General features: G+C 61.4%; 14 protein-coding genes. 6 read left to right on the forward strand and 8 right to left on the reverse strand.

Going from position 1 to position 15,289, the window contains the following annotated elements; all coding sequences use genetic code 11:
• Positions 1–281: 281 nt before the first annotated feature.
• The 5 genes from asd to F0P97_RS05630 form a co-directional block, all read right to left on the reverse strand.
• Entirely contained in the window at positions 282–1,394 is a 1,113-nt protein-coding gene (asd, locus tag F0P97_RS05610; RefSeq protein WP_182285987.1) for an aspartate-semialdehyde dehydrogenase, read from the reverse strand.
• 373 nt (positions 1,395–1,767) lie between these two features.
• The gene (gene leuB / locus F0P97_RS05615) at positions 1,768–2,844 is read right to left on the reverse strand and encodes a 3-isopropylmalate dehydrogenase (RefSeq protein ID WP_182285989.1); all 1,077 of its coding nucleotides are present in this window, start codon (positions 2,842–2,844) and stop codon (positions 1,768–1,770) included.
• A 274-nt stretch (positions 2,845–3,118) separates the two neighbouring features.
• On the reverse strand, positions 3,119–3,775 hold the full coding sequence (leuD, locus tag F0P97_RS05620; RefSeq protein ID WP_182285990.1) for a 3-isopropylmalate dehydratase small subunit: 657 nt from the start codon (positions 3,773–3,775) through the stop codon (positions 3,119–3,121).
• Between the two features lie 125 nt (positions 3,776–3,900).
• A complete protein-coding gene (gene leuC / locus F0P97_RS05625) occupies positions 3,901–5,322 on the reverse strand; it encodes a 3-isopropylmalate dehydratase large subunit (protein WP_182285992.1) in 1,422 nt (473 codons plus the stop codon).
• Between the two features lie 57 nt (positions 5,323–5,379).
• The gene (locus F0P97_RS05630; protein WP_182285993.1) at positions 5,380–6,348 is read right to left on the reverse strand and encodes a LysR family transcriptional regulator; all 969 of its coding nucleotides are present in this window, start codon (positions 6,346–6,348) and stop codon (positions 5,380–5,382) included.
• 370 nt (positions 6,349–6,718) lie between these two features.
• On the opposite strand from F0P97_RS05630, the gene F0P97_RS05635 reads away from it, so the two are divergent.
• Positions 6,719–8,020, forward strand: coding sequence for a tetratricopeptide repeat protein (locus F0P97_RS05635; RefSeq protein WP_182287112.1), 1,302 nt, complete (start codon positions 6,719–6,721; stop codon positions 8,018–8,020).
• 63 nt (positions 8,021–8,083) lie between these two features.
• Here F0P97_RS05635 and dnaJ read toward each other — a convergent pair whose 3' ends face one another.
• The 3 genes from dnaJ to grpE form a co-directional block, all read right to left on the reverse strand.
• Positions 8,084–9,214, reverse strand: coding sequence for a molecular chaperone DnaJ (gene dnaJ / locus F0P97_RS05640; protein ID WP_003064279.1), 1,131 nt, complete (start codon positions 9,212–9,214; stop codon positions 8,084–8,086).
• A 100-nt stretch (positions 9,215–9,314) separates the two neighbouring features.
• Positions 9,315–11,258 carry a molecular chaperone DnaK gene (gene dnaK / locus F0P97_RS05645; RefSeq protein ID WP_003064285.1) on the reverse strand — a complete coding sequence of 648 codons (1,944 nt, stop codon included), beginning with the start codon at positions 11,256–11,258 and terminating at the stop codon, positions 9,315–9,317.
• A gap of 122 nt (positions 11,259–11,380) precedes the next feature.
• A complete protein-coding gene (gene grpE, locus F0P97_RS05650; RefSeq protein ID WP_182285995.1) occupies positions 11,381–11,926 on the reverse strand; it encodes a nucleotide exchange factor GrpE in 546 nt (181 codons plus the stop codon).
• A 313-nt stretch (positions 11,927–12,239) separates the two neighbouring features.
• On the opposite strand from grpE, the gene rpsF reads away from it, so the two are divergent.
• The 5 genes from rpsF (at position 12,240) to dnaB (ending at position 15,261) form a co-directional block, all read left to right on the forward strand.
• Positions 12,240–12,602, forward strand: a complete 363-nt coding sequence (rpsF, locus tag F0P97_RS05655; RefSeq protein ID WP_003064289.1) for a 30S ribosomal protein S6 — start codon at positions 12,240–12,242, stop codon at positions 12,600–12,602.
• 20 nt (positions 12,603–12,622) lie between these two features.
• A complete protein-coding gene (gene priB / locus F0P97_RS05660; protein WP_003076580.1) occupies positions 12,623–12,913 on the forward strand; it encodes a primosomal replication protein N in 291 nt (96 codons plus the stop codon).
• Between the two features lie 18 nt (positions 12,914–12,931).
• Positions 12,932–13,213 carry a 30S ribosomal protein S18 gene (rpsR, locus tag F0P97_RS05665; RefSeq protein ID WP_003057920.1) on the forward strand — a complete coding sequence of 94 codons (282 nt, stop codon included), beginning with the start codon at positions 12,932–12,934 and terminating at the stop codon, positions 13,211–13,213.
• Positions 13,214–13,224: 11 nt separating this feature from the next.
• On the forward strand, positions 13,225–13,677 hold the full coding sequence (rplI, locus tag F0P97_RS05670) for a 50S ribosomal protein L9 (RefSeq protein WP_003064296.1): 453 nt from the start codon (positions 13,225–13,227) through the stop codon (positions 13,675–13,677).
• A 150-nt stretch (positions 13,678–13,827) separates the two neighbouring features.
• A complete protein-coding gene (gene dnaB / locus F0P97_RS05675; protein WP_182285997.1) occupies positions 13,828–15,261 on the forward strand; it encodes a replicative DNA helicase in 1,434 nt (477 codons plus the stop codon).
• Positions 15,262–15,289 lie beyond the last annotated feature (28 nt).

Genomic DNA, 15,289 nt, shown 5'->3' on the forward strand with positions numbered 1-15,289 from the left:
AGGCGGCAAAGGTCTCTCAGCCCGGCGGATACAGTTTGCATTGTCAACGACGCTATTGCAATGTGAGCAAAAGCCTGGCTGGCAAGGCTCTCAATTGTTGTCGATTGGCAACGAGATGAGACCTAATGTAGGTCTGCTGACGGTTTGCATTCGCTCGAATAGACCAACAATTGTCACCCAAGCCCAGAGCTTGGACATGAAAAAAGCGCCAGTCATCACTCGGATGACTGGCGCTTTGCTGTGCTGGATCAAGTCAACAGCCGGCTTGATGGTGTCCGGGGTCAGGCAGCCAGCAGGATGCGCAGCATGCGGCGCAGGGGCTCGGCAGCGCCCCACAGCAACTGGTCACCGATCACGAAGGCCGAAACGTACTCAGGGCCCATATTGAGCTTGCGCACGCGGCCCACGGCAACGTCAAGGCCGCCTGTGGTCGCTGCGGGAGTCAGTTCCTTGACGGTCAGGGCGCGGTCGTTGGCCACGAACTTGACCCAGGGATTGCCACCCTTGATCAGGGCTTCGATCTCTTCCAGGGGCAGATCCTTCTTGAGCTTCAGAGTCAAGGCCAGGGAGTGGCAGCGCATGGCGCCAATGCGCACGCACAGTCCGTCCACGGGGATGGTGGCTTCGGTGCCGAGAATCTTGTTGACTTCGGCCTGGCCCTTCCATTCTTCCTTGGACTGGCCGTTGGGCAGCTGCGCGTCGATCCAGGGGATCAGGCCGCCGGCCAGAGGCGCGCCGAAGAATTCGGTGGGCACATCTTCGCGGATGGTCTGGGCGACCTTGCGGTCGATTTCCAGAATCGCCGAAGCAGGAGTCGCCAGCTCGTCGGCGACGGCAGCGTGCACCACGCCCATGCCCTTGAGCAGCTCGCGCATGTGGTTGGCGCCACCGCCCGATGCAGCCTGGTAGGTCATGGAAGAGACCCATTCCACCAGACCGGCCTTGAACAGACCGCCCAGACCCATCAGCAGGATGGAGTTGGTGCAGTTGCCACCGATCCAGTTCTTGCCGCCGGCGGCCAGCTTTTGCTGGATCAGATCGTCGTTGACGGGGTCCAGCACGATGACGGCGTCGCCCTCCATGCGCAGCGAGGAGGCGGCGTCAATCCAGTGGCCGTTCCAGCCGGCAGCGCGGATCTTGGGGAAGACTTCCTTGGTGTAGTCGCCGCCCTGGCAGGTGATGATGATGTCGCACTTGGACAGCTCGGCGATGTCGTTGGCGTCCTTCAGCTCGGTGTGCACCGTGGCCATGGCCGGGGCCTTGCCGCCGGCATTGGAGGTGGAGAAGAACATGGGCTCGATCAGCGCGAAGTCGCCTTCGGCCTGCATACGATCCATCAGCACGGAGCCGACCATGCCGCGCCAGCCCACCAAACCTACCAATTGCTTGCTCATTTGAAACGCCTTTTCAGTTTTGAAAACAGTAGCTTGAGACTGCTTCGTCCGGCTCGTCAGGGCCGGAAAGGGCGCGCGACGAACCGGGCTGGGTCAGCCTGTAATCGTCTTAATGGTGATTGCGCGCGCATTCACACCGGCAAGCTTTGCGGGTGTGATGATCTCGGGAGCGAAGGTGCGTGCGGCAAACATAAGAGTTGTCATTCTAGCGACTAGAGCAAAAGCTTGAAGAATTAAAAGTGCTTGAAACTCTAGTCAAATCGTCGAAATAAATGATTTATTTTTGACGTTTTGTTTTGTTTGATGCCAAAAAATGCGTCGAACAAAAAAGCCACCGCTTTGGGGCGGTGGCTTGGCACCGGTCGTTCTCGCCTCAGACTCCGGCCAGGGCCTTGACCACGGCATCGCCCATTTCACGGGTGCTGACCTTGGTCGTGCCTTCGCTGTAGATGTCGGCGGTACGCAGGCCGTCGGCCAGCACCTTTTGCACGGCGGCTTCGATCTTCAGGGCGGCTGCTTCCTGACCCAGGCTGAAGCGCAGCATCATGGCGGCGGACAGGATGGTCGCCAGGGGGTTGGCAATGCTCTTGCCGGCGATGTCGGGAGCCGAGCCGTGGCTGGGTTCGTACAGGCCTTGTTTCTTGTCGTTGAGGCTGGCGCTGGGCAGCATGCCGATGGAGCCGGTCAGCATGGAGGCTTCGTCGGAGAGGATGTCGCCGAACATATTGCCGGTCACCACCACGTCGAAGCGCTTGGGCTCCTTGACCAGCTGCATGGCGGCGTTGTCCACGTACATATGGTCCAGGGCCACGTCGGGGTACTGCTTGGCGACTTCGCTGACCACGTCCTTCCACAGCTGGAAGGTTTCCAGCACATTGGCCTTGTCCACGCTGGTCACGCGCTTGCTGCGCTTCTGGGCAGCCTGGAAGGCGACATGGGCGATACGCTCGATCTCGGGACGGGTATAGCGCATGGTGTCGAAGGCTTCCTCGGCGCCAGGGAAGTGACCGTCGGGAGCCACACGGCGGCCGCGCGGCTGGCCGAAGTAGATGTCGCCGGTCAACTCGCGGATGATGAGGATGTCCAGGCCCGCCACCAGCTCGGGTTTGAGGCTGGAAGCGTGGGTCAGTTCCTTGTAGCAGATGGCGGGACGGAAGTTGGCGAACAGGCCCAGGGCCTTGCGCAGGCCCAGAATGGCTTGCTCGGGACGCAGGGGACGGTCCAGCGTGTCGTACTTCCAGTCGCCCACGGCACCGAACAGAATCGCGTCGGCTTCCTGGGCCAGCTTCAGCGTGGCAGGAGGCAGGGGGTGGCCGGCGGCTTCGTAGCCGGCGCCGCCCACGGGAGCGGTTTCCATCTCCAGACCCAGATTCAGGGCCTCGAGCACCTTGACGGCTTCTGCGACGATTTCGGGACCGATGCCATCACCGGGCAAAACTGCAATCTTCATGATGTTCCTTTGATTAATTTGATAGCTGTTAGCACTCGTTATTCATAGATTTCAGATTGAATATCTATCAAAGTCTATTGATGGCAAGCGCAAGCAGCTCATTTATTAATAGTTTTACTTCGGGCTCAAGAGGCGGGCATCCCTCAACTGAGTGAGACCGGCACAGCAGAGAACCTTACCTCCAGCACGGCCCAAGTGAGAGACGGCCAGCAAGAGCCGCCTCGCGGCAAAGGCCGTCGTCCCCCTGGGGGGAAGCCGCGGGGCGGCTCAGGGGTTACTTCTGAATCAATGTATGCGCCAGCCAGGGCTTTTGCGCCAGGCGCTCGGCTTCGAAAGCCTTGATCTTGTCGGCATGGCGCATGGTCAGGCCAATGTCGTCGAAGCCGTTGAGCAGGCAGTACTTGCGAAAGGCGATGACGTCAAACGGGATCTCTTCGCCCTGGGGGCGCACGATGACCTGACGCTCCAGGTCGATGGTCAGCTCGTAGCCGGGGAAGGCTGCGACATCGTTGAACAGCTGGTCGATCGTGGCCTCGGGCAGCACGATGGGCAGCAGGCCGTTCTTGAAGCTGTTGTTGAAGAAGATGTCGGCAAAGCTGGGGGCCAGGATGGCGCGGAAGCCGTACTGGTCCAGGGCCCAGGGCGCATGCTCGCGGCTGGAGCCGCAGCCGAAGTTCTTGCGCGCGATCAGGATGCTGGCGCCCTTGAAGCGGGGCTGGTTGAGCACGAAGTCGGGGTTGGGCTTGCGGTCGGCTTCGGGCACGCCGGGCTGGCCGGGCTGGTCCAGATAGCGCCACTCGTCGAACAGATTGGGGCCGAAGCCGGTCTTCTTGATGGACTTCAGGAACTGCTTGGGGATGATGGCGTCGGTGTCGACGTTCTCGCGGTCCATGGGGGCGACAAGGCCCTTGTGCACGGTGAATTTTTGCATGGTGTGGTTCCAGAATCTTTAGTCTTGGCGACGTTCGCGTCTTGCATCAGAGACGGCCAGCAAGGGCCGTCCCGCAGCAAAGGCCGTCGTCCCCCTTGGGGGAAGGCGCGCAGCGACTCAGGGGGTTACGCAAATTTACGGATGTCGACAAAGTGGCCATGGATGGCTGCCGCTGCGGCCATGGCGGGGCTGACGAGGTGGGTGCGGCCACCGGCGCCCTGACGGCCTTCGAAGTTGCGGTTCGAGGTCGAAGCGCAGCGCTCGCCGGGCTCCAGGCGGTCGGCGTTCATGGCCAGACACATGGAGCAGCCGGGTTCGCGCCATTCGAAGCCGGCGGCCTTGAAGATCTGGTCCAGGCCTTCGCGCTCGGCCTGTTCCTTGACCAGACCGGAGCCGGGCACCACCATGGCCAGCTTGATGCTCTTGGCAACCTTCTGGCCCAGCTTCTTGACCACGGCTGCGGCTTCGCGCATGTCTTCGATGCGGCTGTTGGTGCAGGAGCCGATGAACACCTTGTCGACAAAGATGTCGTTGATGGGCTTGCCGGGTTCCAGAGCCATATAGGTCAGTGCACGTTCGATGGCGCCGCGCTTGTTGGAGTCCTTTTCCTTGTCGGGATCGGGAACGGCGGCATCGATGCCCAGCACCATCTCGGGGCTGGTGCCCCAGGTCACCTGCGGCACGATGTCGGCGGCGTTCAGCTCCACCACGTGGTCGAACTTCGCATCGGCGTCGGAATGCAGCGTCTTCCAGTAGCTGACGGCGGCATCCCATTCGCCACCCGTGGGCGCCAGGGGGCGGCCCTTGATGTAGCTGATGGTCTTGTCGTCCACGGCCACCAGACCTGCGCGGGCGCCGCCTTCGATGGCCATGTTGCAGACCGTCATGCGGCCTTCCACGCTCAGGTCGCGGATGGCTTCGCCGGCAAACTCTATGGTGTAGCCCGTGCCGCCGGCGGTGCCGATCTTGCCGATGATGGCCAGCACGATGTCCTTGGCGGTGATGCCGGGCGCGACCTTGCCGTTGACCTGAACCAGCATGTTCTTGGCCTTCTTGGCCAGCAGGGTCTGGGTGGCCATCACATGTTCGACCTCGGAGGTGCCGATGCCGTGGGCCAGCGCGCCGAAAGCGCCATGGGTGGAGGTGTGGCTGTCGCCGCAGACCACGGTCATGCCGGGCAGGGTCGCGCCTTGCTCGGGGCCCATGACGTGAACAATGCCCTGGCCCTTGTCCATGAAGGGAAAGAAGGCCGCCGAGCCGAACTCGGCAATATTGCTGTTCAGCGTGGTGATCTGTTCCTTGCTGATGGGGTCGGCAATGCCGTCATAGCCGCGCTCCCAGCCGTCGGTGGGGGTGTTGTGGTCGGCCGTGGCCACGACCGAGCTGACGCGCCACAGCTTGCGCCCGGCCATGCGCAGGCCTTCGAAGGCCTGGGGGCTGGTGACTTCATGGACCAGATGGCGGTCGATATAGAGGACAGAGGTGCCGTCTTCCTCGGTGTGAACGACGTGCTCGTCAAAAATCTTGTCGTAGAGGGTGCGTCCCATGGTGGTCTCGTGAGGTTGGTTTGTTGGGAGGATTCTGTGGTGGCTTGATGCGATGTTTCAAGCCTTGGCACTGGCGGGGCAGAGGTGATCGACCAGCAGGCGGGTGGTCACCGGCAGCGCTTCAAAGTCGCGCGCCACCACGCAGAGTTCGCGGTGCGCCCAGTCGTCGGTGAGCTGCACGGCGCGCAGATGGCCCACGCCATGCATCAGCTCGAAGGCGCGGTCGGGCAGCAGGCCCAGCCCCAGGCCGTTGTCGATCATGCGGCACATGGCGTCCAGGCTGGTGACCTGGATGCGCTGGTGCAGCGGGTGGCCGGCCTGGGCTGCGGCAGCACGCATGGCCAGGCTGATCGAGGAGCCCGCATGCAGGCTCACGATGTCCCATTCCAGCACGTCGGTGAATGCCACGCTTTCGCGCTCGGCCAGGGCATGGCGCTCGGGCACGACGACGACCAGTCGGTCCTTGCGATAGCGGCGGTACTGCAGCGGCACATTGCCCTGGCTCAGTTGCACGGTGGCCTGATTGCCTTCGCCGCCCCTGATATTGCCCAGCGTGCAGATGCCGATATCGGCCGTGCCCTCGGCCACGGCGCTCAGCACGTCGGGGCTCAGGTGCTCCTGCAGGTCGATCTTGATCTGGCTGTGTTCGCGCGCAAAGGCCCCCAGGTCTTCGGGCAGAAACTGCACGATGGCCGACATATTGGCGTGCATGCGCACATGGCCGCGCACGCCGTCGGCGTATTCGGAGAGCTCGCCCTGCATGCGCTCCAGCCCGTAGAGCACATTGCGGGCATGGTGCAGCAGACTCTCGCCGGCCGGCGTCAGCGTCACGCCGCGGCTGTGGCGATAGAGCAGGGCGGTGTCCACCGTCGCCTCCAGGTCGGACAGCCGCTTGCTGACGGCCGAGGCTGCAATGAACTCGCGTTCAGCAGCGCGGCCAATGCTGCCCAGTTCGCACACGGCGACGAACAGCTGAAGCGAGGTGAGATCGATGCGGCGCGCAAAACTGCGCTCTGAATTCTTCATGGGGTAGGCTCAAGTCTTCTCGTTTCGAGAAGTTTTCAGCATTTTTACCGATTAATCCAGTCGTATCCATCTTTGAATGAGATGTCTGGCTTGGCGATGGGTAAATTTTGGAGATGGGTGATTTCTTGTTTTGCGATGGATTGAGCAGACCTGGAAAAGCGATGTTGCATTTGTCAGTCTTGCGCACTTGCATTTTCATAGCGAAGACTCTAGATGCCTGAATCGTTCAAGCCGGATCCGGCCTGGGGGCGGTAGCCTTGCAGGTGCCGGAGCTCCGGTATTTTTTTACAAAGTAAATCGTCAGTAAAGCAGCCCGGAATCGACGCTATTCGCTGCAAAAATGTGAGTCATGAGAGTTCCCAATCATCCGATGTCCGACAGTGAGCCTTCCGAGTTGCCAGCTATGGCTTCGGGGGCGTTTCTCTTGCACCGCAGTCGTTGCTGGGGGCAGGTCTGCCTGCTCGCAGCTGCACTGGCGCTGGGCGGCACCGCCTTGCCAGCCGTGGCCAAAGGCAAGACCCCGGCCAAATCCAGTGCGGCCGCGCCAGCCAAATCGTCCAAGTCCACCAAGAGCACGAGTGCAGGTGCTGCCAAGTCTTCATCGGCCAAGTCGGCCAAGTCGGCCAAGTCGGCCGGCAAGGCCGGTAAAAAAGGGCGCGCCGGCCGCAATGCAGCGGTCGCTGGTGCTGCGGCCGCAGGTGCGGCAGCGGCCGCTCCGCTGGGTCGTGAGCATTGGACGCCGGAGGCCGGGAACAATCAGGCTGAAGATGCCAAGGAACTGGCCGCCATGCGTGCGGCAGCACAGACGGGCGACGCCAAGGCCCAGTATCTGCTGGGCTCGCGCTATCGTTTTGGCAAGGGTGTGAATCAGGACCTGGCCCAGGCCGTGCACTGGTATCGCCAGTCGGCCGACCAGGGCTATGCACCTGCGCAGTCCGACCTGGGAGTGCTCTATGCCAATGGGCGGGGCGTGACTCTGGACGAAGTGCAGGCCGTGAACTGGTACCGCAAGGCGGCAGAGCAGGGTGACGGCATCGCCCAGAACAATCTGGGTCTGATGTATGCCGAGGGCCGTGGCGTGGCGGCCGATGATGCGCAGGCCGTGCAATGGTTCGAGCGTTCGGCCAAAAGTGGCGAGGCTGCAGGTCAGTACAGCCTGGGGGTAATGCTCTCCAGCGGCCGGGGTGTCAAGGAGGATGGACGCGCCGCTTTGCAATGGTTTGAGCAGGCGGCCGAGAAAGGCCATGCCGACGCCCAGTACAACACAGGCATGATCTATGCCGTGGGTGCGCTGGTGCCGCAGGATCTGACGCGCGCGGCACGCTGGCTGGAAAAGTCAGCAGCTCAGGGCAATGCGGCGGCTCAGTCGTCTTTGGGTTTCCTGTATGCCAACGGCCAGGGCGTGCCGCAGGATGCAGGCCAGGCGGCGCGCTGGTTCGATCGCGCCGCCAAGCAGGGCTACACCCTGGCGCAGTCGAATCTGGCAGCCATGTATGTCAGCGGTCAGGGCGTACAAAAAGACATGGGCAAGGCCTATTTCTGGCTGGCTATCGCTCATGCCAAGGATCCCTCGCTGCAAAGCCGCATGCAGACGGCCGAGCAGGCATTGAGCCCCGCAGAGCGGCTGAGGGTTCAGCGCGAGGTGCGCAACTGGAAGCCCGGCAAGGAGTGATTGGCGCGCCATGAAAAAAGCCCATCAGGCATTGCTGATGGGCTTTTTGTTGGGTGTAGAGGCCTAGCTGAAGAAGCTCTTCAGGCGGTCCGTCCAGCTCTCGCCGCTGGGCGAATGCTTGGAGCCGCCTTTCTTGAGCGATTCGTCCAGATCCTTGAGCAGCTTGCGCTGGTACTCGGTGAGCTTGACCGGAGTCTCCACCACGATGTGGCAGTACAGATCGCCGGGGTAGCTGGAGCGAATGCCCTTGATGCCCTTGCCGCGCAGGCGGAACTGCTTGCCGGCTTGCGTGCCTTCGGGGATGTCGATCGCAGCCTTGCCTTGCAGCGTGGGTACTTCGATTTCGCCACCCAGGGCGGCGGTGATGAAGCTCACGGGCACGTTGCAGTGCAGATCGTCGCCGTCGCGCTCGAAGATGTCGTGATCCTTGACGCGAATCTCGATATAGAGGTCGCCTGCCGGTCCGCCATTGGTGCCGGGCTCCCCGTTGCCGGCCGAGCGGATGCGCATGCCGTCGTCGATGCCGGCGGGAATCTTCACTTCCAGCGTCTTCTGGCGCTTGACCTTGCCCTGGCCGCCGCAGGACGTGCAGGGCTCGGGGATGATCTTGCCCGTGCCACGGCAGTGCGGGCAGGTCTGCTGCACGCTGAAAAAGCCCTGGCGCATCTGCACCGTGCCCATGCCGTTGCAGGTGGTACAGGTCTTGGTGCTGGTGCCGGGCTTGGCGCCGCTGCCGCTGCAGGTGTCGCAGCTGTCCCAGCTCGGAATGCGGATCTGGGCATCCTTGCCCTTGGCAGCCTCTTCCAGGGTGATCTCCATGGAATAGCTGAGGTCGTTGCCGCGGTAGACCTGGCGGCCGCCGCGACCACCGCGGCCGCCACCGTTGAACATATCGCCAAAGATGTCGCCAAAGGCCTCGGCAAAGCCGCCAAAGCCCTCGCCGCCGCCCATGCCGCGATTGGGATCCACGCCGGCATGGCCGTACTGGTCGTAGGCCGCACGCTTCTGGCTGTCGGAAAGCATCTCGTAGGCCTCTTTGACCTCCTTGAACTTTTCCTCGGCTTCCTTGGCCTTCTCGCCCTGATTGCGGTCAGGGTGGAACTTCATCGCCAGCTTGCGATAGGCCTTCTTGATGTCATCGTCCGAGGCGCTTTTGGCAACGCCCAGAACTTCATAATAGTCACGTTTGGACATGTGAGTTTTCGGTCGGATGGAACAGGAACGCCGCGCCAGCTCCTGGGAGCCCGGCGCGGCGGCAAGCGGTCAATGGTTTGAGGCCAGGACCTGCCCGCGCTTAGTCCTTCTTGACTTCCTTGACTTCGGCGTCAACCACGTTGTCGTCAGCGGCTGCCGATGCGCCGGCACCGGCGGAGGCACCTGCTGCGGCAGCAGCGGCTTCGGCACCGCCAGCGGCCTGTGCGTCGGCGTACATCTTCTCGCCCAGCTTCTGGCTGGCCGTCATCAGGGCCGTTGTCTTGGCGTCGATGGCGTCCTTGTCCTCGCCCTTGAGCGCTTCTTCCAGCTCCTTGACGGCGGTTTCGATGGCGCTCTTTTCGGCGGCGTCCAGCTTGTCGCCATGCTCGGCCAGGCTCTTGTTGACGCTGTGAACAGCGGCTTCGCCCTGGTTCTTTGCAGTCACCAGCTCCAGCTTCTTCTTGTCGTCGGCTGCGTTCAGTTCGGCATCCTTGACCATGTTCTGGATTTCTTCTTCCGACAGGCCGGAGTTCGCCTTGATGGTGATCTTGTTTTCCTTGCCGGAAGCCTTGTCCTTGGCGGACACGTTCAGGATGCCGTTGGCGTCGATGTCGAAGGTCACTTCGATCTGGGGCACGCCACGACCTGCGGGCGGAATGCCTTCCAGGTTGAACTCGCCCAGCATCTTGTTGGCGCTGGCGATCTCGCGCTCGCCCTGGAACACCTTGATGGTCACGGCAGGCTGGTTGTCTTCAGCCGTGGAGAAGGTCTGCGCGAACTTGGTGGGAATGGTCGTGTTCTTGCTGATCATCTTGGTCATGACGCCGCCCAGGGTTTCGATACCCAGCGACAGGGGAGTCACGTCCAGCAGCAGCACGTCGGAACGCTCGCCACCCAGCACCTGGCCCTGCACGGCAGCGCCCACGGCCACGGCTTCGTCGGGGTTCACATCCTTGCGGGGATCCTTGCCGAAGAATTCCTTGACCTTTTCCTGTACCTTGGGCATGCGGCTCATGCCGCCGACCAGGATCACGTCGTGGATGTCGGAGACCGAGATGCCTGCATCCTTGATGGCGGTGCGGCAAGGCGCAATCGTGCGCTCGATCAGATCGTCCACCAGCGACTCCAGCTTGGCGCGGGTCAGCTTGATGTTCAGGTGCTTGGGGCCTGTTGCATCGGCCGTGATGTAGGGCAGGTTGATGTCGGTCTGTGCGGAGTTCGACAGCTCGATCTTGGCCTTTTCGGCGGCTTCCTTCAGGCGCTGCAGGGCCAGCACGTCCTTGGACAGGTCAACGCCTTGTTCCTTCTTGAACTCGTCGATGATGTAGTTGATGATGCGCTGGTCGAAGTCTTCGCCGCCCAGGAAGGTGTCGCCGTTGGTCGACAGCACTTCGAACTGCTTTTCGCCGTCCACGTCGGCGATTTCGATGATGGAGACGTCGAACGTGCCGCCGCCCAGGTCATACACGGCCACCTTGCGGTCGCCCTTGCCCACCTTGTCCAGACCGAAGGCCAGGGCAGCAGCGGTAGGTTCGTTGATGATGCGCTTGACTTCCAGACCCGCAATACGGCCGGCGTCCTTGGTGGCCTGGCGCTGGGCGTCGTTGAAGTAGGCGGGCACGGTGATGACGGCCTCGGTCACGGCTTCGCCCAGGAAGTCCTCGGCGGTCTTCTTCATCTTGCGCAGCACTTCGGCGCTGATCTGGGGAGGAGCCAGCTTCTGGTCGCGCACTTGCACCCAGGCGTCGCCGTTGTCGGCCTTGACGATCTGGAAGGGCATCAGGTCGATGTCCTTTTGCACCTCGGCTTCGGCGAACTTGCGGCCGATCAGGCGCTTGGCCGCGTAGATGGTGTTCTTGGGGTTGGTGACGGCCTGGCGCTTGGCGGATGCGCCGACCAGGATTTCGCCGTCTTCTTGGTAGGCAACGATGGAGGGGGTGGTGCGGGCGCCTTCGCTGTTCTCGATCACGCGGGTGTTGTTACCCTCCATGATGGCGACGCAGCTGTTGGTGGTACCCAGGTCAATACCGATGATTTTTCCCATAATTCTCTCCGTAATCTGTTGAATGTTTGCTTGATTCGTCACTTGTGGGCGTAGTGGCCGGCTTCAAGAGCCGTCACTCACAATTTTTTGCCCTGACGGTGGTTTTTTGAGGGCTGGCCGGCTCAGCCCTGAGCCACGGTCACCAGCGCGGGGCGCAGGATGCGGTCGGCGATCACATAGCCCTTTTGCAGCACGGCCACCACGGTGTTGGCTGGCTGGTCGGCGGGGACCATGGAGATGGCCTGGTGGTGGTGAGGGTCGAACTTCTCGCCCGCAGCGGGATTGATGGCGAGCACCTTGTTGCGCTCCAGAGCCGAATTCAGCTGGCGCAGCGTGGCGTCCGAGCCTTCGCGCAACTGCTCGGGTGTGGCGTTCTGGATGGCCAGGGCCGCGTCCAGGCTGTCGATCACGGGCAGCAGGCTTTCGGCAAAGCTCTCGATGCCGAACTTGCGCGCCTTGGCGACCTCTTCTTCGGCGCGGCGGCGCATGTTCTCGGCGTCGGCCTTGGCACGCAGGTATTGATCGGCCAGTTCGGCGCTCTTGGCCTTGAGTTCTTCCAGCTCGGCCTGCAGACGACCCAGTTCGTCCGACGCATTGGCTGCCAGGGCCGCTTCCAGTTCCTCGGGGCTGGCGTCGTTGATGGTGTTGGGGTTGTGGTTCTCGGTCATGGTTGGTGAAGGTTTCTCAAAACTTAAGACAATCTGTCTTCCAGATGCGCTCCAGCAGGTCTATTTCAAGACCTGTGCCGCCCGACAAGGGCGAAGGGCGCAGCGGCTGAAGTGAGCCTGCAGGATTTACGGAGCATTCTTGGAGAGTGAGCACTTGTGATTTCAGTGCCTCTCGCCTTGATTGACCGATGGTAATCGCAGGTTTATAGGCCCCAGAGTGTACAGATAGTCTGCCACTCGGCTAGAATCTCACGTTTTGCCTTGCCGCACCGCTACAGACGCAGTGGGCGGCGTTTACCCAAAAGGAGTCGTTATGCGTCATTACGAAATCATTTTGTTGATCCATCCGGATCAAAGCGAACAAGTTCCCGCGATGCTGGAGCGCTACAAGGGCATGATTGCCGCTGGTGGCGGCAAGGTGCACCGCGAAGAAGATTGGGGCCGTCGTCAGCTGGCTTACATGATCAACAAGCTCGCTAAGGCTCACTACCTGTGCCTGAACATCGAAGCCGACCAGGCTGTGATGGCTGAACTGGAACACGCCTTCAAGTTCAACGATGCCGTGCTGCGTCACCTGACTGTGCAGAAGAAGAAGGCTGAAACAGCTGCTTCCGCCATGATGAAGAGCGTTGAGCGCGAAGAAGCCCGCAAGGCCAACCAGGCCGAGCACGCTTAACAGCATCAGACACTGAAGGAGTGGAAAACCGCGTTGTATTGACGGGCCTTCTCGCAGAGCAAGCTGCTTTGCGCTACACGCCCGCCGGATTGCCGGCCCTGGATTTGCGAATTGAACACAGTTCGCAGCAGCAAGAGCTGGGCAGTGCGCGCAACGTGAATGCATCTGTCAAGGCTGTTGCCTTTGGCGCCCTGGCTGAAAAGCTGGCCCGCCAAGCACCCGGTAGCCAATGGACCTTTCAAGGTTTTCTGGCCACGCCGCGCAATAGCAAGATGCTGGTTTTACACATTCAGGATATTCAACAAAATTAATTTTCAAGAGGTCCAGCAATGGCCACGTTCAAGAAATTCAACAAGGACAAGCGTCCTAAGCGCAACACCCAGTCGCTGCTGTTCAAGCGCAAGCGTTTCTGCCGCTTCACAGTCGCCGGCGTCGAAGAAATCGACTACAAGGATGTCGACACCCTGCGTGACTTCATCGCCGAAAACGGCAAGATTGTGCCCGCACGCCTGACCGGCACGCGCGCCATCTACCAGCGTCAGCTGAACACAGCCATCAAGCGCGCTCGCTTCCTGGCTATGCTGCCCTACTCTGACCAGCACAAGATCTAAGGAGCACGACTATGCAAATCATTCTGCTCGAAAAGGTTGTGAACCTGGGTAACCTGGGCGATATCGTCAAGGTCAAGGACGGTTACGCTCGTAACTTCCTGATCCCCTCCGGCGCTGCACGTCGTGCAACAGCTGCTGCCAAGGCTGAATTCGAAGCCAAGCGCGCTGAGCTGGAAAAGGCTGCTGCCGAGAAGCTGGCTGCCGCTCAAGAACTGAGCGAAAAGCTGAACGGCGTCAATGTGAAGATCACTCAGAAGGCCGGCGTTGACGGTCGTCTGTTCGGCTCCATCACCAACGCCGACATCGCTGAAGAACTGGTCAAGGCCGGTTTCGCAGTGAACAAGTCGCAAGTGCGCATGCCCAACGGCCCCATCAAGACCGTTGGCGACGCCACTGTGGTGGTGGCTCTGCACACCGACGTGGCTGCAGAAGTGGCTGTCTCCGTGTACGGCGACCACTCCTAATTCAGGCCCTGTTCTGAATTGGCAAAAAGCCGCCTTCGGGCGGTTTTTTGTTTTCTGGTAATTGTTTGTCTCGCCAGCGTTTTTATCGTCACCCGCCGTGACGTCGCCACCGCCTCCCGCTACGATGGAGGACTTGTCTCTAGGAGTCTCATGTCGTCAGTAATGCCCCCGCTTGATCTGCAAGATGATGCATTCGCCCCGGTTCCGCCTGCTGATCAGCAGGTGGCGCAACTGCGTGTGCCGCCGCACTCCATGGAGTCGGAATCTTCGGTGCTCGGCGGTCTGCTGCTGGACAACAATGCCTGGGAGCGCGTGGGCGACCTGCTCGGCGACGGTGACTTCTATCGACACGAGCACAAGCTGATCTACGAAGCCATAGGCAAGCTGATCAACGCCAGCAAGCCGGCCGATGTGATCACGGTCTACGAGCATCTGCAGGGCATGGGCAAGGCCGAGGAAATCGGCGGCCTGATGTACCTGAACCAGCTGGCGCAGTATGTGCCCAGTGCCAGCAATATCCGCCGCTATGCGGAAATCGTGCGTGAGCGTGCCATCTTGCGCAAGCTGGTCACGGCCAGCGACGACATCGCGACCAATGCCTTCAATCCGCAAGGCAAGACCGTGGAGCGCATCCTGGACGAGGCCGAGCAGAAGATCATGGCGATCGGCGAGGAGGGAGCGCGCAACAAGCAGGGCTTCCAGTCGCTGGATTCGCTGGTGGTGGACCTGCTGGACCGGGTCCAGGAGATGGCCGACAACCCCATGGATGTGACCGGCGTGCCCACGGGCTTTGTCGATCTGGATCGCATGACCTCGGGTCTGCAGGCCGGCGACATGGTGGTGCTGGCGGCGCGTCCCTCCATGGGCAAGACCTCGTTTGCCGTGAATATTGCCGAGCATGTGGCGCTCAATGAAGGCTTGCCGGTCGCCATCTTCTCCATGGAAATGGGCGCGGCCCAGCTGGCGGTTCGTATCGTCGGCTCCATCGGTCGCGTCAATCAGGGCAATCTGCGTACCGGCAAGCTCAGCGATGAGGAGTGGCCGCGTCTGACCGAGGCCATCGAGCGCCTGCGCACGGTGTCGCTGCATATCGATGAAACCCCGGGCCTGTCACCGACCGAGCTGCGTGCCAATGCGCGTCGTCTGGCGCGCCAGTGCGGCAAGCTGGGCCTGATCGTGGTTGACTACCTGCAGCTGATGAGCGGCTCGGGATCTGCCGCCAGTTCCGACAACCGTGCCACCGAGCTGGGCGAAATCTCGCGGGGTTTGAAGATGCTGGCCAAGGAGCTGCAATGCCCGGTGATCGCGCTGTCCCAGCTCAACCGCTCGGTGGAGCAGCGTACCGACAAGCGCCCCATGATGTCCGACCTGCGTGAATCGGGCGCCATCGAGCAGGACGCGGACATCATCATGTTCATCTACCGCGACGACTACTACAACAAAGAGAGCAAGGAGCCCAATATTGCGGAGGTCATTATCGGCAAGCAGCGTAACGGGCCGACGGGGACGGTAAAGCTTTTCTTCCAGAAGAACCAGACGCGTTTCGAGAACCTGGCGCAGGGCTACGGCACGGACGAGTACTAAAAATCATAGCTGCCAGCGCCTGTCGGGA

It is taken from the genome of Comamonas testosteroni (assembly GCF_014076415.1).
Lineage (GTDB): Bacteria > Pseudomonadota > Gammaproteobacteria > Burkholderiales > Burkholderiaceae_C > Comamonas > Comamonas testosteroni_F.